General features: G+C 70.8%; 18 protein-coding genes, 1 tRNA gene and 1 pseudogene. 10 read left to right on the top strand and 10 right to left on the bottom strand.

Translation table 11 applies throughout. From position 1 onward, the window contains the following. Positions 1–24: 24 nt before the first annotated feature. Positions 25–1,290 carry a sensor histidine kinase gene (locus tag AC0666_RS16840; protein ID WP_478707816.1) on the bottom strand — a complete coding sequence of 422 codons (1,266 nt, stop codon included), beginning with the start codon at positions 1,288–1,290 and terminating at the stop codon, positions 25–27. 131 nt (positions 1,291–1,421) lie between these two features. Here AC0666_RS16840 and AC0666_RS16835 point away from each other — a divergent pair. The 7 genes and pseudogenes from AC0666_RS16835 to AC0666_RS16805 all read left to right on the top strand — a co-directional run bounded on the left by AC0666_RS16835 (position 1,422) and on the right by AC0666_RS16805 (position 7,479). Beyond that, a pseudogene (locus AC0666_RS16835) lies at positions 1,422–2,338 on the top strand (hypothetical protein). A gap of 7 nt (positions 2,339–2,345) precedes the next feature. After that, positions 2,346–2,416: transfer RNA gene (locus tag AC0666_RS16830), tRNA-Gln, on the top strand. A gap of 109 nt (positions 2,417–2,525) precedes the next feature. Continuing rightward, positions 2,526–3,974: a bifunctional UDP-N-acetylglucosamine diphosphorylase/glucosamine-1-phosphate N-acetyltransferase GlmU gene (gene glmU, locus AC0666_RS16825; protein WP_478707815.1), complete on the top strand. Its 1,449-nt coding sequence runs from the start codon at positions 2,526–2,528 to the stop codon at positions 3,972–3,974. A gap of 144 nt (positions 3,975–4,118) precedes the next feature. Continuing rightward, positions 4,119–5,096: a ribose-phosphate diphosphokinase gene (locus AC0666_RS16820; protein WP_356853028.1), complete on the top strand. Its 978-nt coding sequence runs from the start codon at positions 4,119–4,121 to the stop codon at positions 5,094–5,096. 208 nt (positions 5,097–5,304) lie between these two features. Beyond that, positions 5,305–5,886, top strand: a complete 582-nt coding sequence (locus tag AC0666_RS16815) for a 50S ribosomal protein L25/general stress protein Ctc (RefSeq protein ID WP_468581956.1) — start codon at positions 5,305–5,307, stop codon at positions 5,884–5,886. 102 nt (positions 5,887–5,988) lie between these two features. Then, positions 5,989–6,579, top strand: coding sequence for an aminoacyl-tRNA hydrolase (pth, locus tag AC0666_RS16810; protein WP_468581954.1), 591 nt, complete (start codon positions 5,989–5,991; stop codon positions 6,577–6,579). Between the two features lie 165 nt (positions 6,580–6,744). Continuing rightward, a complete protein-coding gene (locus tag AC0666_RS16805) occupies positions 6,745–7,479 on the top strand; it encodes an LPXTG cell wall anchor domain-containing protein (protein WP_478707814.1) in 735 nt (244 codons plus the stop codon). Positions 7,480–7,563: 84 nt separating this feature from the next. Here AC0666_RS16805 and ppc read toward each other — a convergent pair whose 3' ends face one another. Then, positions 7,564–10,320 (bottom strand): phosphoenolpyruvate carboxylase, encoded by a 2,757-nt coding sequence (ppc, locus tag AC0666_RS16800; RefSeq protein WP_468581952.1) that lies wholly within the window; start codon positions 10,318–10,320, stop codon positions 7,564–7,566. Between the two features lie 362 nt (positions 10,321–10,682). Here ppc and AC0666_RS16795 point away from each other — a divergent pair, with 362 nt between their 5' ends. Together AC0666_RS16795 and AC0666_RS16790 are read left to right on the top strand one after the other, a co-directional pair. Next, positions 10,683–11,663, top strand: a complete 981-nt coding sequence (locus AC0666_RS16795; RefSeq protein ID WP_468969777.1) for an acyl-CoA desaturase — start codon at positions 10,683–10,685, stop codon at positions 11,661–11,663. Continuing rightward, the gene (locus AC0666_RS16790; RefSeq protein WP_361726003.1) at positions 11,660–12,334 is read left to right on the top strand and encodes a TetR/AcrR family transcriptional regulator; all 675 of its coding nucleotides are present in this window, start codon (positions 11,660–11,662) and stop codon (positions 12,332–12,334) included. The genes AC0666_RS16795 and AC0666_RS16790 overlap by 4 nt, the downstream gene beginning before the upstream one ends. Positions 12,335–12,407: 73 nt before the next feature. On the opposite strand, the gene AC0666_RS16785 is transcribed toward AC0666_RS16790, so the two are convergent. Beyond that, positions 12,408–12,788, bottom strand: a complete 381-nt coding sequence (locus AC0666_RS16785) for a VOC family protein (protein ID WP_468969780.1) — start codon at positions 12,786–12,788, stop codon at positions 12,408–12,410. A gap of 2 nt (positions 12,789–12,790) precedes the next feature. After that, on the bottom strand, positions 12,791–13,675 hold the full coding sequence (locus tag AC0666_RS16780) for a trans-aconitate 2-methyltransferase (RefSeq protein WP_468969783.1): 885 nt from the start codon (positions 13,673–13,675) through the stop codon (positions 12,791–12,793). A 175-nt stretch (positions 13,676–13,850) separates the two neighbouring features. On the opposite strand from AC0666_RS16780, the gene AC0666_RS16775 reads away from it, so the two are divergent. Then, positions 13,851–14,348, top strand: coding sequence for a MarR family winged helix-turn-helix transcriptional regulator (locus AC0666_RS16775; protein ID WP_356853042.1), 498 nt, complete (start codon positions 13,851–13,853; stop codon positions 14,346–14,348). Here the strand turns inward: AC0666_RS16775 and AC0666_RS16770 are convergent. The 6 genes from AC0666_RS16770 to AC0666_RS16745 form a co-directional block, all read right to left on the bottom strand. Next, entirely contained in the window at positions 14,307–15,092 is a 786-nt protein-coding gene (locus AC0666_RS16770) for a LuxR C-terminal-related transcriptional regulator (RefSeq protein WP_468581946.1), read from the bottom strand. The genes AC0666_RS16775 and AC0666_RS16770 overlap by 42 nt on opposite strands. A gap of 530 nt (positions 15,093–15,622) precedes the next feature. Beyond that, a complete protein-coding gene (gene galE, locus AC0666_RS16765) occupies positions 15,623–16,570 on the bottom strand; it encodes a UDP-glucose 4-epimerase GalE (protein ID WP_361713157.1) in 948 nt (315 codons plus the stop codon). 127 nt (positions 16,571–16,697) lie between these two features. Continuing rightward, complete coding sequence (locus AC0666_RS16760) at positions 16,698–17,387, bottom strand: response regulator transcription factor (protein ID WP_468969787.1); 690 nt, start codon at positions 17,385–17,387, stop codon at positions 16,698–16,700. Between the two features lie 145 nt (positions 17,388–17,532). Beyond that, complete coding sequence (locus tag AC0666_RS16755; protein ID WP_478707813.1) at positions 17,533–19,281, bottom strand: outer membrane protein assembly factor BamB family protein; 1,749 nt, start codon at positions 19,279–19,281, stop codon at positions 17,533–17,535. A gap of 40 nt (positions 19,282–19,321) precedes the next feature. Further along, positions 19,322–20,965 (bottom strand): outer membrane protein assembly factor BamB family protein, encoded by a 1,644-nt coding sequence (locus tag AC0666_RS16750; protein ID WP_478707812.1) that lies wholly within the window; start codon positions 20,963–20,965, stop codon positions 19,322–19,324. Positions 20,966–21,100: 135 nt separating this feature from the next. Beyond that, entirely contained in the window at positions 21,101–22,897 is a 1,797-nt protein-coding gene (locus AC0666_RS16745) for an ABC-F family ATP-binding cassette domain-containing protein (RefSeq protein ID WP_468581941.1), read from the bottom strand. Between the last annotated feature and the right edge of the window lies 1 nt (position 22,898).

Here is a 22,898-nt window from a genome sequence, read left to right as displayed (position 1 = left end):
GGCCCCCGGCCTCCGGCCCCGCGCCTACACCGGCAACACCGCCGACACCCGGAACCCGCCCGCATCCGTCGGCCCCGACACGAACACCCCGCCCAGCCCCAGGACCCGCTCCCGCATCCCCACCAGGCCGTTCCCCCCGCTCGGCAGCGCCGGCACCACCGCCTGACCGTCACACGGCCCGTTCTCCACCTGCATCGCCACCTCCCTCTCCCGGTGCGCCAGCCGTACGGCGACCCGCGCACCCGGCGCGTGCTTGTGGCAGTTGGTCAACGCCTCCTGCACCACCCGGTACGCCGTCTGCTCCACCTCCGCCGCATACGACGCCCCCGAACCCCACACCTCCAGCTCCACGACCATCCCCGCCGCCCGCGACTGCTCCACCAGCGCCTCCAGCTCCGCCAGCGAAGGCCCCGGCCCGTCGTCGAAACCCCCCGCCAAAGCCACCGGCGCCACCGCAGCCACCGCCACAGCCGGCTTCGGCGACTCCACCGCCCGCAGCACACCCAACATCTCGCGCAGCTCCGTCAACGCCTGCCGGCCCATGTCCCCCACCAGCGCGGCATTCCTCACGGCCTTCTCCGGATCCTTCAACGCCACCGCCTGCAACGCCGCCGCGTGCACCACCATCAGCGACACCCGGTGCGCCACCACGTCGTGCATCTCCCGCGCGATCCGCGTCCGCTCCTCCGTACGCGCCCACTCCGCCCGCTCCTCGGCCCGGTCCGCGAGCAGCGACAACTCCCGCTCCAGCGACACCGCCCGCTCCTGCAAGCTCTCCATCAGCCTGCGCCGCGCCCCTATGTAGAGGCCGAGCAGCACCGGCGGCACGGTCAGCGCCACCGCCACGAACACGGACAGCCAGATCACGACCGTCCGCGTCACGCCCTCGTCACCGATGGTCCTGACGTACATCACCACGAAGGTGGCCGCCAGCGACATCGCGGTCAGCGTCGCGGTGATCCGCCGGGGCACCTCGCAGGCGGCGAGCGTGTACAGCCCGACCACCCCCAGCAGGAACCCGATCGCGGCCGGCGACACGGCGATCCCGACCAGCACCACGGCGATCGGCCAGCGCCGCCGCAGTACCAGCACGGCCCCCACCACGACCCCGAACAGCACCCCGACGACCACGGGCACCGAAGCCTCGTGGGCGAAGCCGACGCCCTCGACGGCGCACTCGACGGCGGACACCCCGCCGAGCCCCACATCGAGCACGGCCCCCCGCCGCCGCTCCCACCACCAAGGCCCGTCCCGCCCGGCCCCGCCTTGCTCTTCCCCCGTATAGGTCATGCCGTCCAGCGTAGCCAGCGCCCCCCACCACGGAGGCGACCGGAATTCCGGCAAACCCCCGGTAATCGCACGACGAATGAATAAGCCGGCATGCGAGACCTGAATCCCACATTCCGGACGACAGTGAGGCCATGGCCGACATCCGACGTCGCCCCGGCGACGGCACCGGCGGCCTCCGCACCGGAACCGCGACCTTCGACAGCCTCCGCGAGCAGGCGGTGACCCTGCGCCGCGAGGGCCTCAGCCGCCGCCAGATCCGCGACCGCCTGCACGTCCACAACAACGACATCCTCAACCGCCTCCTGGAGGGCGAACCGGCCCCTGAATGGACGAAGCGCCCCAACGCCAAGGACGACCTCCGCGCAAAGGCCCGCGAACTCCGCCTCCAGGGCATGACCTACGACCAGATCCAGGTCGAGCTCGGCTGCTCGAAGAGCTCGATCTCCCTCCGGGTCCGCGACCTCCCGAAACCGGAACGACAACGAACCCCTGCCGAACAGGCGCGGCTCGCCTCCACGAAGCGCCGGGAGCACGAAAACGCCATCCGCGACGGACTCCGGACCCAAACCAAGGAGGCGGCGCGCTCCTCGATCGGGCGACTCAGTGACAGGGAGCTGTTCATCGCAGGCGTGACCCTGTACTGGGCGGAAGGAGCGAAAGACAAGGCGTACGACCGACGCGAGAAGGTCCAGTTCATCAACAGCGACCCTGGCGTCATCCAGGCATTCCTCGCCTGGCTCGATCTCATCGGCGTGGAACGGCAGCGCATCCGGTACCGCGTGATGATCCACGAGTCGGCCGACGCCGCGGCAGCGAGGCCCACTGGGCGCAGTTCGCCGGCGCGGACCCGTCACAGTTCGCCAGGACCACCCTGAAGAAACACAACCCGAAGACCACTCGGAAGAACGTCGGCGAGAACTACCGCGGCTGCCTGGTTCTTTACGTGAGTCAAAGCGCCGACATCTACCGTCGCATCGAGGGCGCCTGGTGCGGCATAGTAGGGGCGTTCAACACGAACGGGAAAGCCGGAATGTCCGATTCGGGTTGATTTGCCATCCCCTGTGGTGTAATGGCAGCACTGAGGTTTTTGGTACCTTATGTCCGGGTTCGAATCCTGGCAGGGGAGCACAGTACGTTCGGGTCCTGACCTCCACGGTCAGGACCCGGCCTCGTTTCCGGGGGCCGGGCCACCGGTATCCTTCACGGGTCCACCCCCGAAGCCGAAGGGCACACCCGTGAGCGCCAACCGCCCGGCAGCCGTCGTCGTACTCGCAGCGGGTGAGGGCACCCGCATGAAGTCGGCCACTCCCAAGGTTCTGCACGAGATCTGCGGGCGCTCGCTCGTGGGACACGTGGTCGCCGCCTCGCGCGAGCTGGACCCCACCCACCTCGTGGTCGTCGTCGGCCACGCCCGTGAGCAGGTCGCCGCGCACCTCGCCGACATCGACGCGGGCGTCCGCACGGCCGTCCAGTACGAGCAGAACGGCACCGGCCACGCCGTCCGCATGGCCCTGGAGGAGCTCGGCGGGCAGATCACCGGCACCGTCGTCGTGGTCTGCGGCGACACCCCGCTGCTGACCGGGGAGACCCTCGCGCAGCTCACGCGGACCCACGAGGCCGACGGCAACGCGGTCACCGTGCTCACCGCCGAGGTGCCGGACTCCACCGGCTACGGGCGGATCGTGCGCGACGCGCAGACCGGAGCCGTCACCGCCATCGTCGAGCACAAGGACGCCACCGAGGCGCAGCGGGCGATCCGGGAGATCAATTCCGGGGTGTTCGCCTTCGACGGGGCCCTGCTCGCGGATGCGCTGGGGAAGGTACGGACGGACAACAGCCAGGGCGAGGAGTACCTCACCGATGTGCTGGGGATCCTGCGCGAGGCCGGCCACCGCGTGGGGGCGTCGGTGGGCAGCGACCACCGGCAGATCCTGGGGATCAACAACCGCGTGCAGCTCGCGGAGGCGCGGGCGCTGCTGAACGCGCGGCTGCTGGAGGGCGCGATGCTCTCCGGTGTCACCGTGGTCGACCCGGCGAGCACCTTCGTGGACGTGACGGTCACCTTCGGTCAGGACGCCCTGGTGCATCCCGGCACGCAGCTGCTCGGTGCCACGCACATCGCGGAGGGTGCCGAGGTGGGTCCGAACACGCGGCTGAAGGACACGCAGGTGGGTCCGGGGGCGCGGGTGGACAACACGGTGGCGGACTCGGCGGTGATCGGGGAGTCGGCTTCGGTGGGGCCGTTCGCGTACCTGCGTCCGGGTACGAAGCTGGGCCTGAAGGCGAAGGCAGGCACGTACGTGGAGATGAAGAACGCGACGATCGGCGAGGGTACGAAGGTGCCGCACCTGTCGTACGTGGGTGATGCGACGATCGGCGAGTACACCAACATCGGTGCGGCGAGCGTGTTCGTGAACTACGACGGTGAGCACAAGCACCACACGACGGTCGGCTCACACTGCAAGACGGGTTCGGACAACATGTTTGTGGCACCCGTCACGATCGGGGACGGGGCTTATACGGCGGCCGGGTCCGTGATCACGAAGGACGTGCCGCCGGGTGCGCTGGCCGTGGCCCGTGGACAGCAGCGGAATATCGAGGGTTGGGTGGCTCGCAAGCGTCCGGGGAGTGCGGCGGCGTCGGCGGCGCAGTCGGCGTCCGTGGACGAGTCCGAGGTCCGCTGAGGGTCTTCCGGGTGAACTGACCGGAAACAGGTACGCCTGGGACGGCGTACCGTGATAGGTGCACGCAATTCGGCTGGCTCACCGTGTGCGGGACGGACGCACACGGGGGCGAGCAGCTTTCAACACGTCTGAGGAGACTGTGCTGTGACCGGGATCAAGACGACCGGCGAGAAGAAGCTGATGCTCTTCTCCGGCCGCGCCCACCCCGAGCTGGCCGAGGAGGTTGCGCATCAGTTGGGCGTCGGCCTCGTGCCGACCAAGGCTTTCGATTTCGCGAACGGTGAGATCTACGTTCGTTTCCAGGAGTCGGCCCGTGGCGCGGACTGCTTCCTGATCCAGAGCCACACGGCTCCGATCAACAAGTGGATCATGGAGCAGCTGATCATGATCGACGCGCTGAAGCGCGCGTCGGCCCGCTCCATCACCGTGATCATCCCGTCGTACGGGTATGCCCGTCAGGACAAGAAGCACAAGGGCCGTGAGCCGATTTCGGCGCGTCTGGTCGCGGACCTGCTGAAGACGGCGGGTGCGGAGCGGATCCTGACGGTGGACCTGCACACGGACCAGATCCAGGGCTTCTTCGACGGCCCGGTGGACCACCTGTCGGCGCTGTCGGTGCTGGCCGACTACGTGGGCGCGAAGGTGGACCGTACGAAGCTGACGATCGTGTCTCCGGACGCGGGTCGCGTGCGGGTGGCGGACCGCTGGTGCGACCGGCTGGATGCGCCGCTGGCGATCGTGCACAAGCGGCGTGACAAGGACGTCGCGAACCAGGTGACGGTCCACGAGGTGGTCGGTGAGGTCGCGGGCCGGGTCTGCGTCCTGGTCGACGACATGATCGACACGGGTGGCACGATCTGCGCCGCTGCCGACGCGCTGTTCGCGCACGGTGCGGAGGACGTGATCGTGACGGCGACGCACGGCATCCTGTCGGGTCCGGCGGCCGACCGTCTGAAGAACTCGAAGGTCAGTGAGTTCGTGTTCACGAACACCCTGCCCGACCCGTCCGATCTGGAGCTGGACAAGATTACGGTGCTGTCGATCGCGCCGATGATCGCGCGTGCGGTGCGCGAGGTGTTCGAGGACGGTTCGGTCACGAGCCTGTTCGAAGAGCAGCAGTAGGGTCCGGCGGTAACGGCCGGCGGCAGAGCCGGCAGTAGAGATCCTTTTGGGTACGGCCTCCCGGCCGGGTAGACTCTTCGAGTTGCTCGGCGAGGGAGGCCGTACCTGCGTGCAGGTCCGGACACTCCGTTATCGACGCGCTCTTCGTAGCAGGCCGTTTCGGCCGGGTGACTCCAGTCCATTTCCGTCACCCCCACGAGGAGTGAGCATGTCCGAGGTCAAGCTTTCCGCCGAGACCCGCACCGATTTCGGTAAGGGCGCCGCCCGCCAGGCCCGTCGCGACGGCAAGGTTCCCGGTGTCATCTACGGTCACGGCACCGCCCCGAAGCACGTGGACGTCGAGGGCCACGGCCTGATGATGGCCCTGAAGACCCCGAACGTCCTGATCTCCCTGGACATCGCGGGCACCGGCTCCGAGCTGGTCATCCCGAAGGCCGTCCAGCGTCACCCGGTCAAGCGCAGCCTGACCCACGTCGACTTCCTGATCGTCCAGAAGGGCGAGAAGGTCACGGTGGACGTTCCGGTCGTCACCGAGGGCGAGCTGGCCCCGGGTGGCAACCTGCTGGAGACCCTGCTGACCACGATCTCCGTCGAGACCGAGGCCACGCACATCCCGACCGAGGTCACCGTGTCCATCGCGGGTCTGGAGGCCGGTGCCTCGATCCACGCCAAGGACCTGGTCCTGCCGAAGGGCACCACGCTGGCCGTCGACGGTGAGACCGCCGTTCTGCAGGTCGTCGCCGCCCAGGCCGAGGAGCCGGCCGCCGAGGCCGAGGGCACCGAGGCCTGAGCCTCGCCCCTTCTGCTTGGCAGTGCCCTCAGCAGTTGCTGACCGACCGCCGTCCGGCTCCACTGGAGCGGGACGGCGGTCGTTCTCGTTAAGGAGCTTTTGATGTCGGACGACGCGGCGCCCTGGCTGATCGTCGGTCTCGGTAATCCGGGTGCGGAGTATGCGGGCAACCGCCACAACATCGGGTTCATGGTGGTGGACCTGCTGGCGGAGCGGATGCGCGGGAAGTTCAAGGCGCACAAGGCGCGGGCGCAGGTGGTGGAGGGCCGGATGGGTCCGCCGGGTCCGGCGAACCGCCGGGTGGTGCTGGCGAAGCCCATGTCGTTCATGAACCTGTCGGGTGGGCCGGTGACGGCGCTGCGGGATTTCTACAAGGTGCCGGTGGAGCGGATCGTGGCGGTCCACGACGAGCTGGACATCGACTATCCGACGCTGCGGTTGAAGCTGGGTGGCGGGGACAACGGGCACAACGGTCTGAAGTCGATGACGAAGGCGATGGGTGCGGACTACCACCGGGTGCGGTGTGGGATCGGGCGTCCGCCGGGTCGGATGCAGGTGGCGGACTTCGTGCTGAAGGACTTCTCGTCCTCGGAGCGCAAGGAGCTGGAGTGGTTCGTGGACCGGGCGGCGGATGCGGTGGAGTGCCTGGTGGCGGAGGGTCTGGAGCGGGCCCAGTCGGCGTACAACTCCTGACGGCGGCCCGGCCGTAGGGAGATCGTTACTTCAGACATTCCGCCCGCCGGGGGGCAACTCCGTACGAGTGCCCACGAGTACCTCTTGACCTTGGCGGGCGGCGCTCAGCATGCTGGGCCGCCGCCCCCCACGGCACGATTCCCCCTCCCTGTCAGAGGTACCTCCATGCCCATTTCCAGGGTTCGTTGGGCTGCGGCGACGCTCCCCACAGCGGCCTCGCTGCTTCTGGCGGCCGGCGCCGCCCCCGCTTTCGCGGACGACACCTACACCCTCCCGCTGCACCAGCCGCTGCCGGTCACCGCCACGTCGCAGGGCGTGGAGCACGAGAAGACCTGCGCGGACATACCGTCGAGCAAGGACGGCTGGCACTTCGTGCTGCCCGGGAACTCGACGACGTTCGTCAAGCTGACGGTCACCTTCGAGCCGGGCGGCCAGCAGGTCGTGACGGTGTTCGGGCCGCCGTCGGACAAGCACGCCTACGTCGCCTCGGCGCCGGGTGCGAAGCTGACGGCCGCTTCCGCCGAGGTCAAGGGCGGCAGCGTGAACTGGTTCAACCTGTCGCACACCTGCCCGGCGACGACGAAGCCGAGCGGGACGCCGTCGGGGACGCCGAGCTCGGCGCCGCCGTCGCAGGTGCCGAGCCAGAGCCCTTCGCAGAGCGCTTCGCCGTCGCCGTCCGGGACGCCGTCGGGCACGCCGAGCCGCACGCCGTCGGGGACGCCTTCCTCGCCGGTTGCGTCCGTGTCGGCCCCTGCGGGTGCGGGTGGTACGACGGGGGGTGACCTGGCGAAGACCGGTTCGGACACTCCGGTGGGTCTGCTCGCCGGGGTGGCGGCCGCGCTGGTCGGTGCCGGTGCCTTCCTGGTGGTCCGCCGCCGCAAGGCGGGTGCGCAGGGCTGAGCCCGCGCCCGGGGTGGTTCCCGTACGAAAGCCCCCGCCCTCCGGATCGGATCCGGAGGGCGGGGGCTTTCGTGTGCGGGGGTGTCAGCCGGTGTTGCGCAGGCCTGCGGCGACGCCGTTGACGGTGAGCAGCAGGGCGCGGGAGAGCAGCGGGTCGGGGTCTTCGCCTCGGGCGGCGGCGGCGCGCTGGCGGGCGAGGAGGGAGACCTGGAGGTAGGAGATGGGGTCGAGGTAGGCGTCGCGGACGGCGAAGGTCTGCTGGAGGACGGGGTGGGAGTCCAGGAGCTTTTCGCCGCCGGTGATGCGCAGGACCTCGCGGACGGTGAGTTCGTGTTCGGCTTCGATGCGGGCGAAGACGTGCTTGAGGTGGTCGGGGACGAGGGTGTCGACGTAGTGGCGGGCGATCCGCAGGTCGGTCTTGGCCAGGGTCATTTCGACGTTGGACAGGAAGTTGCGGAAGAAGTGCCAGCGTTCGCCCATTTCGGCGAGGACGTCGCCCTGTCCGGTTTCGCGCAGGGCCTTGAGGCCTGAGCCGACGCCGTACCAGCCGGGGACGATCTGGCGGGACTGGGTCCAGCCGAAGACCCAGGGGATGGCGCGCAGTCCGTCGAGGCCGGCGCCGGAGTCGGGGCGGCGGGAGGGCCGGGAGCCGAGGTGGAGGTCGGCGAGCTGGTCGACGGGGGTGGCGGCGAAGAAGTAGGCGGGCAGGTCGGGGTCTTCGACGAGGGCGCGGTAGGCGGCGTGGGCGGCGTCGGAGACGGTGTCCATGGCCGCGTCCCAGCGGGCGAGGTCGTCGTGGGACTGGCGGGGGGCGGTGTGCAGGGCGGAGGCCTGCAGGGTGGCGGCGACGGTGAGTTCGAGGTTCTCGCGGGCGAGGGAGGGGACGAGGTACTTGTCGGAGATGACCTCGCCCTGTTCGGTGACCTTGATCTCGCCTTCGAGGGTGCCCCAGGGCTGGGCGAGGATGGCGTCGTGCGAGGGGCCGCCGCCGCGGCCGACGGTGCCGCCGCGGCCGTGGAAGAGGCGCAGGCGGACGCCGTAGCGGTGGGCGACGTCGCGCAGGCGGCGCTGGGCGCGGTGGATCTCCCACTGGCTGGTGGTGATGCCGCCGAACTTGGAGGAGTCGGAGTAGCCGAGCATGACCTCCTGGACGTCGCCGCGCAGGGAGACGAGGCGGCGGTAGGAGGGGTCGGCGAGCATCTGGTCGAGGATGACGTCGGCGGCGCGCAGCTCGTCGGTGGTTTCGAGGAGCGGGACGATGCCGATCTTGGCCCAGCCGGCGTGGAGGTCGATGAGGCCGGCCTCGCGGGCGAGGACGGCGGCGGCGAAGACGTCGTCGGCGCCCTGGCACATCGAGATGATGTAGGACTCGATGACTTCGGGGCCGAACTTCTCGAAGGCGTCCTTGATCGCGAAGAAGACGCCGAGGGTCTTCTGTCCGGCGGCGTCGAGGGGTGCCGGGGTGGGGGCGAGGGGGCGCCGGGAGCGGAGTTCCTTGGCGAGGAGCTTGCCGCGGTAGTCGCGGGGCATGTCGGCGTAGCGCCAGGATTCCTCGCCGAGGCGGTCGAAGAGCTGGCCGAGGGCGTGGTGGTGGGCGTCGGCGTGTTCGCGTACGTCCATGGTGGCGAGCTGGAGGCCGAAGGCGGCCAGGGTGCGGATGGTGCGGTCCATGCGGCCGTCGGCGAAGAGGGCGCCGCGGTGTTCGCGCAGGGAGGTCTGGATGAGGGTGAGGTCGGCGAGGAGCTCGGCGGTGCCGAGGTAGTCGCGGCCTTCCTCGTGGGGGGTGCCCTTGGCGAGTCGCTCGCGGGTGTTGAGGAGCTTCTGGCGGATGCAGGTGGCCTTGAGGCGGTAGGGCTCCTCGGCGTTGAGCCGCTTGTAGCGGGGGCTGATCTCGGGGAGGCGTTCGAGGTCGGCCTGGAGGGAGGAGAGGAGTTCCTCGGTGGCTCCGGTGTAGCGGATGGAGTTGGAGAGGAGGCCGCGCAGGAAGTCGACGAGTTCGAGGGCGTCGGTGATGCCGTGTTCGTGCTGGAGGATCAGGACGTCGCGGGTGACGTCGGGGGTGACGTTGGGGTTGCCGTCGCGGTCGCCGCCGATCCAGGTGCCGAAGGTGAGGGGGCGGGTGCCGGCGGGGAGTTCGACGCCGACGCGCTGGAGTTCGGCGGTGAGGTCTTCGAGGACGTCTCCGACGGCGCCGGCGTGGAGTTCGTCGAGGTAGTAGATGGCGTTGCGGGCCTCGTCGGTGGGTTCGGGGCGTACGACGCGCAGTTCGTCGGTCTGCCAGACGAGGTCGATGTTCTCGGCGAGGCGCAGGTCGTGGCGGCGGCGTTCGCCGGCGCCGGAGACGGGCTCTTCGAGGAGGGCGGCGATGCGGCGCAGCTTGTTGAGGACGCTGCGGCGGGCCGCTTCGGTGGGGTGGGCGGTGAAGACGGGGCGGACGTTGAGGTTCTTGACCGTCTCGCGCAGGTGCTCGGGGTCGGCGTCCTTGAGCATGTCGGCGGTGCGGGCCAGGAGGCCGCCTTCGGCGGCGCGGTGGGCGCGCAGTTCCTTGCCCCGGTGGACCTGTTCGGTGACGTTGGCGAGGTGGAAGTAGGTGGAGAAGGCGCGTACGAGCTTGGCGGCGGTCTCCAGGTCGGTTTCGCCGAGCAGGGCGGCGGCGGCTTCGCCGTCGGTGCGGGTGAGGGCGCGCACGCGTTCGACGAGGTCGAGGAGCTCTTGGCCTTCTTGGCGTACGAGGGTTTCGCCGAGGAGGTCGCCGAGGCGGCGGATGTCCGCGCGCAGCTCTGCGTTGGCGGCGGCGACTGCCGTGGGGGTGGTGGAGGGGGCCTGGTCAGCACTGCTCACAGGTGCGGCTCCTTGCAGTGTTCGAGCGCTACTGGGAGGTGGCACCGGGACACGCCCGGTTACCGCTGCGGACCACGCTGTCCGACGTCACCAGGATAGGTGGCCGGTGCTGATGTCCAGGTAGGCGTCCCGGCAGGCGGGACGCGGGGTGTAACGGGAGGCTTGGGGTAGGCGTAGTGGGAGGTGGTGGGGCGCGGCGGGGCGGGTGGCCCCGGGCGTGCTCCTCTTGCCGCGCTGCACGGCTGCGCCATACTTACGTTGCCGTAGGTTACGGCTCCGTAGGCTGGGGCCGGCCGTCTCACGACCCGTTCCTTGCATCCCGCTTCCTTGACCCCCGATTCCTCACCCCCAGGGGACATGCCATGACCCTCAGTCCGGATCTTGTCGAGGACGCTTCGGCGGCCTCCGAATCGTCCGTGCCGTCCGCGACGCGCGGCGGCGAGAGCAAGCGGTCCGTCGAGCAGATTGCTCTGCTGCTGTTCATCACCGTTCCCTTCCTGGCGCTGCTGGCGGCGGTTCCGCTGGCGTGGGGCTGGGGGGTGAGCTGGCTGGACCTCGGCCTGATGGTGTTCATGTACTACCTGGCCTGCCACGGGGTCACCATCGGCTTCCACCGCTATTTCACGCACGGGTCCTTCAAGGCGAAGCGGCCGCTGCGGATCGTGTTGGCCGTGATGGGGTCGATGGCGGTGGAGGGGCCGCTGGTGCGCTGGGTGGCGGACCACCGCAAGCACCACAAGTTCTCCGACCACGAGGGTGATCCGCATTCGCCGTGGCGGTTCGGGGAGAGCGTGCCGGCGCTGATGAAGGGCCTGTGGTGGGCGCACATCGGGTGGCTGTTCGACGAGGAGCAGACCGACCAGCAGAAGTACGCCCCCGATCTGATCAAGGATCCGGCGATCCGGCGGATCTCGCGTGACTTCGTCTACTGGACGATCCTGTCGCTGGCGATCCCGCCGCTGGTGGGCGGTCTGGTGACGATGTCGTGGTGGGGGGCGTTCACGGCGTTCTTCTGGGGTTCGCTGGTGCGGGTGGCGCTGCTGCACCATGTGACGTGGTCGATCAATTCGATCTGTCATGCGGTGGGCAAGCGGCCGTTCAAGTCGCGGGACCGTTCGGGCAACGTGTGGTGGCTGGCGGTGCTGTCGTGCGGTGAGTCCTGGCACAACCTGCACCACGCGGACCCGACGTCGGCCCGCCACGGCGTGCTGCGCGGCCAGGTCGACTCCAGCGCCCGGCTGATCCGCTGGTTCGAGCTGGCGGGCTGGGCGACGGACGTGCGCTGGCCCTCGCAGTCCCGGGTCGACGCCCGGCGCAGGGAAAACGCGTCGAACGCGGCATGATGGAGGGCGTGGCGATCGACGGCAGTACTTCCAGCAGCGACAAGCCCCGGCGCGGCCGCAGGGTCCGGATGACGGGAGCGGAGCGCCGTCAGCAACTGCTGGACATCGGTCGGGCCCTGTTCGCGGAGAAGGGTTTCGAGGGCACCTCGGTGGAGGAGATCGCGGCGAAGGCCGGGGTGTCCAAGCCGGTGGTGTACGAGCACTTCGGCGGCAAGGAGGGCCTGTACGCGGTGGTCGTGGACCGGGAGATGCGCCAGCTGCTGGACGGGGTGACGGGCGCGCTGACGGCCGGGCACCCGCGGGAGCTGCTGGAGCAGGCGGCGTTCGCGCTGCTGGACTACATCGAGTCGTACACGGACGGTTTCCGGATCCTCGTGCGGGATTCCCCGGTGGCGCAGTCGACGGGTACGTTCGCCTCGCTGATCAGCGATATCGCCACGCAGGTCGAGGACATCCTGGGGCTGGAGTTCAAGGCGCGGGGGTTCGATCCGAAGCTGGCGCCGCTGTATGCGCAGGCGCTGGTGGGGATGGTGGCGCTGACGGGCCAGTGGTGGCTGGATGTGCGCCGGCCGAAGAAGGCGGAGGTTGCGGCGCATCTGGTGAACCTGGCCTGGCACGGGCTGGACGGGCTGGAGGCGAAGCCTCGGCTGGTGGGCCACCGCAAGAGCTGAGGCCCGTGCGGGCCCGGTGTGCGAGGGCGCCCCGTCACCGCGGTTGCGGTGGCGGGGCGCCGTCGCGCGGCCGTCACGCCGGGTGCGGCTGCGGGCTGTGCGGCTCCAGGAACTCAAGCCGGTTGCCCACGGGGTCCTCGGAGTAGAAGCGGCGGTGGCCCGGCAGGTCGTCGTCCCAGACGACCTTGGCGCCGCGCTGTTCCAGCCTGCTCGCGTATGCCTCGATGCCGGTCACGCGCAGGCCCGGGTGGGCTTTGCAGGCGGGCCGGAAGTCCTCCTCGACGCCCAGGTGCAGCTGCACGGGCCCGGCGGCGAACCAGCAGCCGCCGCGGGCGGCGAGGACGGGCGGCTTGGGGATCTCGGTCATGCCGAGGACGTGCGTGTAGTAGGCGCGCAGGCGGTCCTCCGAGCCGGGTGGCGCCGCGAGTTGGACGTGGTCGACTGCGGTCAGCATGCTCAGGGCTCCTTGCGGGCGACGGCGAAGATGCGCCGGAAGGGGAAGACGGTGCCGCGCGGGCCGGGCGGGTAGGCGGTGCGCAGCAGGTCGCGGTACTCGGCGACGAAGGCGTCGGCGGCGTCCTTGTCGTCGCCGAGGGCGGTCAGGACGGGCCGCATGGCGGTGCCCTTGACCCAGTCGAGTACGGGGTCGGGGCCGGACAGCATCTGGTAGTAGGTCGTCTCCCACGTGTCGGCGGCGCAGCCCAGCTCGGTGAGGCGGGCGAGGTATTCGGCAGGTTCGAGGATGTGGATGTAACGGGCGCCGTGGCCGGCCAGGCGGCCCCGCCAGCGCGGGGTGTCGCAGAGTTCGGCGAGGAGGGCGTGGCTGGGGGCGGTGAAGTTGCCGGGGATCTGGAAGGCAAAAGTGCCGCCGGGGCGCAGTCCGTTGATCCAGGCGGCGAAGGAGCCGGGATGGCTGGGGACCCATTGGAGGGCGGCGTTGGAGACGATGAGGTCGTAGGGCTCCTCGGGGAGCCAGCCGGCGATGTCGGCGTGGCGGAAGTCGATGCTGCCGCCGCCGGGGGTGGGTCCGGCGTGCTCCTCGGTGGCGCGCAGCAGCATGTCCGGGGAGAGGTCGAATCCGGTGATGCGGGCCTGGGGCCAGCGGTCGGCGAGGAGGGCGGTGACGTTGCCGGGGCCGCAGCCGAGGTCGGCGATGCGGGCGGCGGGGGTCTCCCCGGACGAGTTCCGGGGGAGGGCGGGGAGCTCGGGTATCCGGCTCAGGAGATCGAGGAAGGGGCGGGTTCGGTGTCCGGCGTGCCGGAGGTACTGCTGGGGGTCCCAGGTGGGCGCGGCGTGGGTGGTAACGGTGGGGATCCGGGCCGACGCGATATCGGAATGCATGTTCGAGCCTCCCTGCTGGCGGGGCGGGCGGAAGCGGAAGCCGTTCCGGCCCCCTCCATGCCCATCGTCAGCCAAAATATATCTTGATGTCAAGATTCACGTTTTCGAGATATCCATCGTCGAGATTCTTGCTTTGAAGAGACTTCACATCGACAGACCCCTTACACTGATCGGCATGGAGGACGAGGTCGACCGATTGGTCGCGGCATGGCGGCGGGAGCGCCCTGACCTCGACGTGGAACCGCTCGAAGTACTGAGCCGCGTCAGCAGGCTGGCCCGGCACCTCGACCGGGCCCGCAGGCTCGCCTTCTCCGAGCACGGCCTGGAGCCCTGGGAGTTCGACGTCCTGACCTCCCTGCGGCGCGCCGGCGCGCCCTACCAGCTCTCCCCCGGCCAGTTGCTGACCCAGACCCTCGTCACCTCCGGCACCATGACCAACCGCATCGACCGGCTCGCCAAGAAGGGCCTCGTCGAGCGGCTGCCCGATCCCAACGACCGGCGGGGCGTCCTCGTCCGCCTGACGCCCGAGGGCCGCGACCGCGCCGACGAGGCGCTCGCCGGCCTGCTGGCCCAGGAACGGGCGATCCTGGCCCAGCTCTCACGGGCCGAGCGCGGCGATCTCGCCGGACTGCTACGCCAGTTGACCGCTCCGTTCGACAACATCCCCGGCTAGCTCCGCCGGCCGCACCCCGGCCCGCCGGGCCAGCGCCACCGCCGCGAGCGTGGAGTGCACCCCCAGCTTGCCCAGCACGTTCTGCATGTGCGTGCGGACGGTGTGCGGGGACAGGAACAGCCGCGCGGCCACGTCCTTGCGGCCCAGCCCCGCCACCATGCAGCGCAGCACCTCGTGTTCGCGCGGCGTGAGGGACTCCACGAGCCGCTCGCTGTCACTGCGGTGCTTGCGCGCGGCCGTCAGCTCGCGCAGCACGCCGGTCAGCAGCGCGGGCGGCAGGTGGGTCTCCTCGCGCAACACCCCCCGGATGACGGCGAGCAGCCGCGAGAGCGAGCAGTCCTTCGCCACCCAGCCGGAGGCACCCGCCTGCAGGGCGAGCGCCGCCCGGCGCGGATCGTCGCGCTCGGCCAGCACCACGGTGCGCACCCCCGGGTGGGAGGCCCGCACCCCTGCGACCAGCGCGATCCCGTCCGGACCGGGCGCGCCGGGCGCGCCCGGCGGCAGCGGGCCGGAGCCCGACTCGCGCTGCGCGGGCACCGCACCGGCCGCGGCGCCGAGATCGGAATCGACCAGCAGGACGTCGAAGCGGCGGCCCTCCGCCACCGCCCGTTCGAGACAGCGCAGCGCGGCGGGGCCGCTGCCGGCCGCGGACACGTCCACGTCGGGCTCGGCCGCGAGCGCGGCGGCGAGCGATTCGGCGAAGATGCGGTGATCGTCGACCACGAGAACCCGGATACGAACCACAAAACCCCCAAGGGTCGGGGAACGGACGGACGACTGCGGGTACGGCGCACGGACCGGGTGATCCGCAGCTGCCGCGGCCGCCGCCGGGACACCTCTGCACTACCCCGGACCGGACGCCGTACCCGGCGTGTCTCGACCCCTGAAACATCACCGGCCCCCACCGGTGTCACGCATCAGCGTAGAGCGGGTCTCCCCTCGCGGTTGGCCGAATAGCAGAAGTTTTCCCCGCGATTTTCCGGCTCGAACCTCCCGAACGGGCGCGGCGGTGGCCTGAATTCGATGTCCGAGGGGTGGCCCGTAAACGGGCCGGGCCCCGGAGCGTGCCACGGGCAGGTGCGCGGGGGCCGGTTCACCCGGCGTGTGCGCGCCGGGCGCCCGCGCACGGCGCCCGCCCGCGGCGCCGACCGCCCTGCGCACGCCCCGGGCACAGCGCCCGTACGGGCCGCACGCCCTGCCGGTTGCCCGTACGCACCGCGCCCCCCGCACCGGTGCGGTGCGGGGGGCGCGGTGAGCGGGTGCGGCGCGGGGGGTCAGGAACAGTGGGCGCGGGTGAAGTTCCAGGCGTCCGTGATGATGCCGGTGAGGTCCGCGCGGGTCGGCGTCCAGCCGAGCCTCTCGTGCGCCCGGCGCGCGGAGGCCACGAGGACCGCGGGGTCGCCGGCCCGGCGCGGGGCGACGACCTCCGGGATCTCCTTGCCGGTGACCTTGCGGACGGTCTCGATGACCTCGCGGACCGAGAAGCCGTTGCCGTTGCCGAGGTTGCAGATCAGGTGCTCGCCCGCGGTGGCGGCCCGCAGCGCGGCCAGGTGGGCCTGCGCGAGGTCGGCGACGTGGATGTAGTCGCGTACGCACGTGCCGTCCGCGGTCGGGTAGTCCTCGCCGAACACCGAGATCGACTCGCGCCGGCCCAGGGCGACCTGGAGCACCAGCGGGATCAGGTGGGTCTCGGGGTCGTGGCGCTCGCCGAACTCCCCGTACGCCCCCGCCACGTTGAAGTAGCGCAGCGACACCGCCGCCACCCCGTGCGCCGCGCACTCCCCGGCGATCATGTGGTCGACGGCCAGCTTCGAGGCGCCGTAGGGGTTGGTGGGCTTGGTGACCGAGTCCTCGGTGAGCAGGCCCTCGGTGGGCTCGCCGTAGGTGGCGGCGGTGGAGGAGAAGACGAGGGTGCGCACGCCGGCGGAGCGCATCGCGGCCAGCAGGGCGAGGGTGCCGCCCACGTTGTTGTCCCAGTACTTGCCCGGGTTAACGACGGACTCGCCGACCTGCGAGGAGGCCGCGAAGTGCAGGACGCCGTCGTAGGAGGAGTCGAGGTACTTCTCGGCGTCCTGGATGCGGCCTTCGATGAAGGCGGCGCCGGCGGGGACGCTCGCGCGGAAGCCGGTGGACAGGTCGTCGAGGACGGTGACCTCGTGCCCGGCCTCCAGGAGGTGGGCCGCCACGACGCTGCCGACGTATCCGGCGCCGCCGGTGACCATGTACTTGGAAGACGCCGTCTCACTCACTCGCCTACTACCTCTCCGAGGGGGATCGCACGCGCCGTACGTGCACGTGCCGGTCACTGGCTTACCGGATTCCGGCCCTCCGGGGAAATCGGCGGGCGTCTCACTCCGGCGCGGAGGCAGCCCGCGGCAGGACCACCCGGTCCAGCAGACCGGTCCGGGCGGCCAAGGCGGCCGCCTCCAGCCGTGAGCCGACCCCCAGCTTCATCAGCACCCGCTGGACGTGCGTACGGGCCGTGCTCGGGGCGATCTCCATGCCCGCGGCGATGAGCCGGGTGTCCTCGCCCTCGGCGACCCGCAGCAGGACCTCCACCTCGCGGGGGGTGAGCAGCCGCAGCAGCCGGCTGCCCTCGTCGTCGGGCTGGACGGCGGGGTTCAGCAGTTCGGCGAAGGCCCCCTGGAGCAACTGCGGGGAGACGGCGACTTCCCCCGCCCGGGCCTTGGCCAGCGCCCGCTCCACCCCTTCGATCCGCTCGTCGTGGCGTACGTAGCCGGACGCCCCCGCGGCGAAGGCGGCCGCGATCCCGCGCGGGCTGGGCACCGGTCCCAGGACGACGACGGCGATCTGCGGGCGCTCCCGCTTGATGCGGACCACCGGTTCGAAGACGCCCGGCTCGGCGGGCGTGGCGGTGCCGAGCAGGCACACCTCCGGGGACCGGCTGATGACCAGCTCGGCGGAGCCCGCGGCCGGTGCGGCCGCCGCGAGCACCCGGTGCCCGCGCAGTTTCAGGGCAGAGGCCAGCGCCTCGGCCAGCAGCCGGTGCTCGTCGACCACCACGACCCGTACGCCCATTGGGCACCCACCCCCGACCCTTCTGCCCCGGCAAGCTACACGCTTGTTCGACGGTGCGCGGCGGATACCGCGCAGAAGCCCCCGGAAGGCGGACCTTCCGGGGGCTCGGGGTGACTGCGCGGCTGACCGCGTGAGCGGCCGGGGATCAGCTTGCGGTGAAGGAGACGAACAGGTACTCCGGGTCGCCCGTGGACGAGTACGGCTTGCGGGCCGTCGTACGGGAGATGAAGAGCTTGCCGTTGTGGTAGCGGTACTCGGAGTACTCGGGGGAGAAGGCGGTCTCGGCGCGCTGGCTCGCCTTGTCCGCCGGGTTCTCCATCAGCAGGGTCTCCTTCATCGTCGCGCCGTCGATGCTGACGACCTGGCCGCCCTTGTCGTACGGGGGCTCCTTGTACGCGATGATGTTCGACCCGTCCATGCGGAGCGGGAACATGGTGTACCGCTCGCCGGCGTCGGCGCGGTCGGTGGTCTGCTTGCCGGTCTCCAGGTCGAAGGAGAGGATCTCGTTGGTGCGGCCGGCGGCGGCCTGGCCCTGGTGCTCGTACGAGGGCAGGTAGACCTTGCCGTTGCCGACGACGAAGCCGCTGCACTTCTCGACCTCGGTGGCCCCGCACTTGCCGGCGAAGTTGCCGGAGGCGAGCGAGATGCGCGTCTTCAGTTCGCCCTTGGCGTCGACGACGAACAGGTCGCTGACGCCCGTGGCGTTCTTCGCCGTCTTGCCGACGTCCGCGGCGACGATCAGGGGCTTGGTGGAGACGAGGGAGGCCCACTCGATGCCGGGCGAGAGCTTGTAGGAGGCGGTGGGGGCTCCGGTGGCCGGGTCCAGGCTCTGCGCGTACAGGGTCTGGGCGCTGCCGCGGCCGCACTTGCGGATCACCCCGAGGGCCTCGCCGCCCGCGTAGCCCATGTCGTAGCAGCCTTCGCCGTCGACCTTGGGCGTCCACAGGGGCTTGCCGTCGGCGAGGTTCCAGGCGGCGCCGCCGCTGGTGCCGCCCGCGGCGACGGTCTGGCCGCTGAGGGTGACCTCGTAGTAGGCGGCGGGCTTGTCGCCGGTGGTGGCGCCCTTGGCGTTGCCGGACCAGACGAGCTTGCCGGTGTTCAGGTCGATGACGCCGACCTCGGTGCACGCCGGGTACTTGTTCTCGGGCGTGGCCTGGGTCGGGCGGAAGAGCACCGCCGTCTTGTTGTCGCTGATGTGCTTGGTGGCGCCGCAGAGCTCGCCGGGGAACGGCAGCTCCCACTTCTTGCCGCCGTCGACCACGTTGTAGCCGACGACCTTGGCCACGTCGGACTTGATGTAGGTGGTGTCGGTGAGCCAGGAGCCCGCGACGCCGACGACGTCTTCCGGCGTCGGGTTGGGCTGGTTGAACAGCGGCTTCGACTTGGGGTTGGAGGGGACCTTCTCCGACCCGGGCGTGCCGCCGGCCGGCTTGTCGCCGCCGGTGCCGCCACCGTTGGCGCTGGGCCGGGTGCCGCCGCCGTCGTCGCCGGAGACGTACCAGAACCCGCCGGCGATGATCAGGACGATGGCCAGGAGGGCCGCGCCGACGATCATCAGCTGGGTGCGCTTGTCGTTGCCGCCGCCCGTGGGGCCCCCGGGTGCGGCGGGCTGGGGGACGTACGTCGGCGCCTGCTGCTGGGGCGGGTAGGCGTAGCCCTGCTGGGGGTATCCGTACGCCGGCTGCCCGGGCGGGCCCGCGGGCGGCGCGGCCGGTACGGTCGGCGGCTCGGCCGGCGGCTGCGGGGGCCCCGGCGGTACGGGCGGCACCGGCGGCGGCGCGCCGAAACCGCCGGGCGCGGGGGTCCCCCCGGCGTTGGCCGGGGGAGGGTCCTGCGGTGCTCCGAAGCCGCCGGCGGGCGGCTGGGGCGGGGGCGGGGGCGGCGGGGTACTCATGGGTTGCTAAGCCTCTCGGTGGGCGGCTCGGTGGACGCGTTCACTTGCCGAAGACCATCAGGAGCTTCTCGTCCTTGCCCTTGGCGAGCAGGCGGGAGGCGGAGATGTACAGCCGGCCGCCCACGTAGTCGACCTTCGGGGCGTAGAAGGAGCTCTCGATCGGCGCGGCGGCGCCCGACGGGTTGCGCAGCAGCGCGGTGGGCTGCCCGCCGGCGGCGGGGATCGAGACGACCTCGCCGCCCTGGTCCTGCTCGGCGTGGCGGTAGGCGATCAGCTGCCCGTTCGCGGCGCCCAGCGGGGTGAGGGTGCGCTTGTCCCCGGCGGGGGTGCGCCACTTGACCTTGCCGGTGCCGAGGTCGAAGGCGACGATCTCGTTGGCCTTGCCGGGCTCCGCGACGGTCGGCAGGTAGAGGGTGTTCGCGTCGACGGCGGTGGTGGAGCAGACCTCGACGGACCGGAAGAGGCCGCCGCTGCAGTTGGTGGCGAAGCTGCCTTCGCCGCTGACGGTGGTGCGCTGCTTGCCGTCGGGTCCGAGGACCACGATGGAGCGTTCCTTCTTGTCCTCGTTCCCGACGTCGAGGACGAGCGGGTCCAGCGAGTAGACGGCGGTGACCTTGTACTTGGCGGGGAGCCGGTAGGTCCAGGTCTTCTTGCCGGTGACCGGGTCGGCGTCGGAGACCTCGGCGGTCATGTCGTCGTCGTAGCAGGTGGAGATGGCGATCATCTTGCCGCTGTGGGCGACGTAGGAGTCGGGCTTGCAGCCCTCGGCCGTGGCGCTGCCGAACAGCTTGTCGCCGGTGCTGACCTTGAAGGCGCTGGCCGTGCCGCTGCGGCTGACGGCGACGGTGTCGCCGGTGATGCCGAGGCTGGGGCTGGTCATGATGTCGAAGAGGCCCTCCTTGGGCACCTCCTTCGTCCAGCCCTCCTTGCCGGACTTGAGGTCGACCTGCCGCATCTGGTTGCAGCTGGCGCTGTCGCCTTCGCCGTCCTTGAACATGACGACGGTCTTGGCTTCGGCGGTGGTCTGGCGGGTGACGGCGCAGATCGGCGTGGGGAAGGCGAGCGTCCACTTCTCCTTGCCGTCGGTGGAGCCGTAGGCGGTGAGGTTCTTCCAGACGCTCTTGACGACGGTGTCGCCGACGACCCACTGGCCTTCGGAGTCCACGCCCAGGCCGGGTCCGTCGACCTTGGCGGTCTTCAGCCACAGGACCTTGTCCTCGCCCTGCTTGCGGCCGGCGTTGAGGTCCTCGTCGTCCTTGGAGCCGTTGCCGCTGCCGTCGCCGGTGTCGGCGGAGGTGGACGGCTTGTCGTCGGGGCCCGGACTCTGCGCCACGGGCTTCTTCGGGTCCTTGTCGTCGCCGCCGACGAAGGCGGCGTACGCGCCCGCGCCGAGGACGAGCACGCCGGCGACGGCCGCGGCGATGATGACGGTCATCCGCTTCTTCGGCGGCATGCCCTGGCCCTGCGGGGCCCCGGGCGGCGGATAGCCGTAGCCCGCCGGCTGTGTGGCCGGCTGGGGCCCCCAAGCGGGCTGGTGCATGGGCTGGGTGGGGGGCTGCTGGGCGTACGGGTTCTCGCCCTGTGGCGGGTGGCCGTAGCCGGGCGCGGACTGCGGCGGGCCGGGCAGGTGACCGTAACCGGACGGCGGGGGCGGCTGGTTCGGCGGCTGGGGCGGCTCGGTCATCAGCGCATACCTTCGGCGTCGGGTGATCGTGGAGGATCACCTTTTTATCACTGACGCCGTACATACATCGGGCCGGTCCTGCCCCTGTTCCCAAGGGAGGACCGGCCCGTGACAACGCTGTTATCGGCCGGCGGGCTACGCCTCCTCGGCCAGCTCCAGCCAGCGCATCTCCAACTCGTCCCGCTCCGAGATCAGTTCGCGCAGCTCCGCGTCGAGCTTGGCGACCTTGTCGAAGTCGGTGGCGTGCTCGGCGATCTGGGCGTGCAGATTGCTCTCGCGGTCCGACATCTTGTTGAGCTGCCGCTCGATCTTCGCCAGTTCCTTCTTCGCGAGGCGGGAGTCCCCGGAGGCCGTCGACTTGGGGGCGGCGGGGGCCGGTGCCGGGGCGGCCGCCTCGATCATCTTCCGGCGGCGCTCCAGGTACTCGTCGAGCCCGCGCGGCAGCATCCGCAGCGTGGCGTCGCCGAGCAGGGCCATCACCGTGTCGGTGGTGCGCTCGATGAAGAACCGGTCGTGGGAGATCACGATCATCGAGCCGGGCCAGCCGTCGAGGAGGTCCTCCAGCTGGGTGAGGGTCTCGATGTCGAGGTCGTTGGTGGGCTCGTCGAGGAACAGGACGTTGGGCTCGTCCATCAGCAGCCGCAGGATCTGCAGGCGGCGGCGCTCACCGCCGGAGAGGTCGCCGACGGGCGTCCACTGCTTCTCCTTGGTGAAGCCGAACTGCTCGCACAGCTGACCGGCGGTCATCTCGCGGCCCTTGCCGAGGTCGACCCGGTCGCGTACGCGCTGCACGGCCTCCAGGACGCGCAGGGACGGGTCGAGTTCGCCGACCTCCTGGGAGAGGTAGGCGAGCTTGACGGTCTTGCCGACGGTGACGGTGCCCGCGACGGGCTGTACGTCGCCCTGGGTGCGGGCGGCCTCGGCCAGCGCGCGCAGCAGGGAAGTCTTGCCGGCGCCGTTGACGCCGACCAGGCCGACGCGGTCGCCGGGGCCGAGGTGCCAGGTGAGCTGCTTGAGCAGGATCTTCGGGCCGGCCTGGACGGTGACGTTCTCCAGGTCGAACACGGTCTTGCCGAGGCGGGCGTTGGCGAAGCGCATCAGCTCGGACTTGTCGCGCGGCGGCGGCACGTCGGCGATGAGCTCGTTGGCGGCCTCGATGCGGTAGCGGGGCTTGGAGGTGCGGGCGGGGGCGCCGCGGCGCAGCCAGGCCAGCTCCTTGCGCATCAGGTTCTGCCGCTTGGTCTCCTCGGTGGCGGCGATCCGCTCGCGTTCGGCGCGGGCGAAGACGTAGTCGCTGTAGCCGCCTTCGTACTCGTAGACGGAGCCGCGCTGGACGTCCCACATGCGGGTGCAGACCTGGTCGAGGAACCAGCGGTCGTGGGTGACGCACACGAGCGCGGAGCGCCGCTCCTGCAGGTGGCGGGCGAGCCAGGCGATGCCCTCGACGTCGAGGTGGTTGGTGGGCTCGTCGAGGACGAGCAGGTCCTGGTCGGCGATGAGCAGCTGGGCGAGGGCGATGCGGCGGCGTTCACCGCCGGAGAGCGGGCCGATGACGGTGTCGAGGCCCTGCGCGAAGCCGGGCAGGTCGAGGCCGCCGAAGAGGCCGGTCAGGATGTCGCGGATCCTGGCGTTGCCGGCCCACTCGTGGTCGGCCATGTCCCGGATCATCTCGTGGCGGATGGTCGCCGCGGGGTCGAGGGAGTCGTGCTGGGTGAGGACGCCCATGCGCAGGCCGCCGCTCTGGGTGACCCGGCCGGTGTCGGGCTCCTCCAGTTTGGCGAGCATGCGGATCAGGGTGGTCTTGCCGTCGCCGTTGCGGCCCACGACACCGATCCGGTCTCCCTCGGACACGCCGAGGGAGATGCCGTCGAGCAGGGCACGGGTTCCGTACACCTTGCTGACTGCCTCGACATTGACCAGATTGACGGCCATC

The sequence above is a fragment of the Streptomyces sp. NPDC043680 genome, from assembly GCF_056436685.1.
The sequence above is the reverse complement of the archived record's forward strand: the minus strand, read 5'-3'. Positions and strand labels throughout refer to the sequence as shown.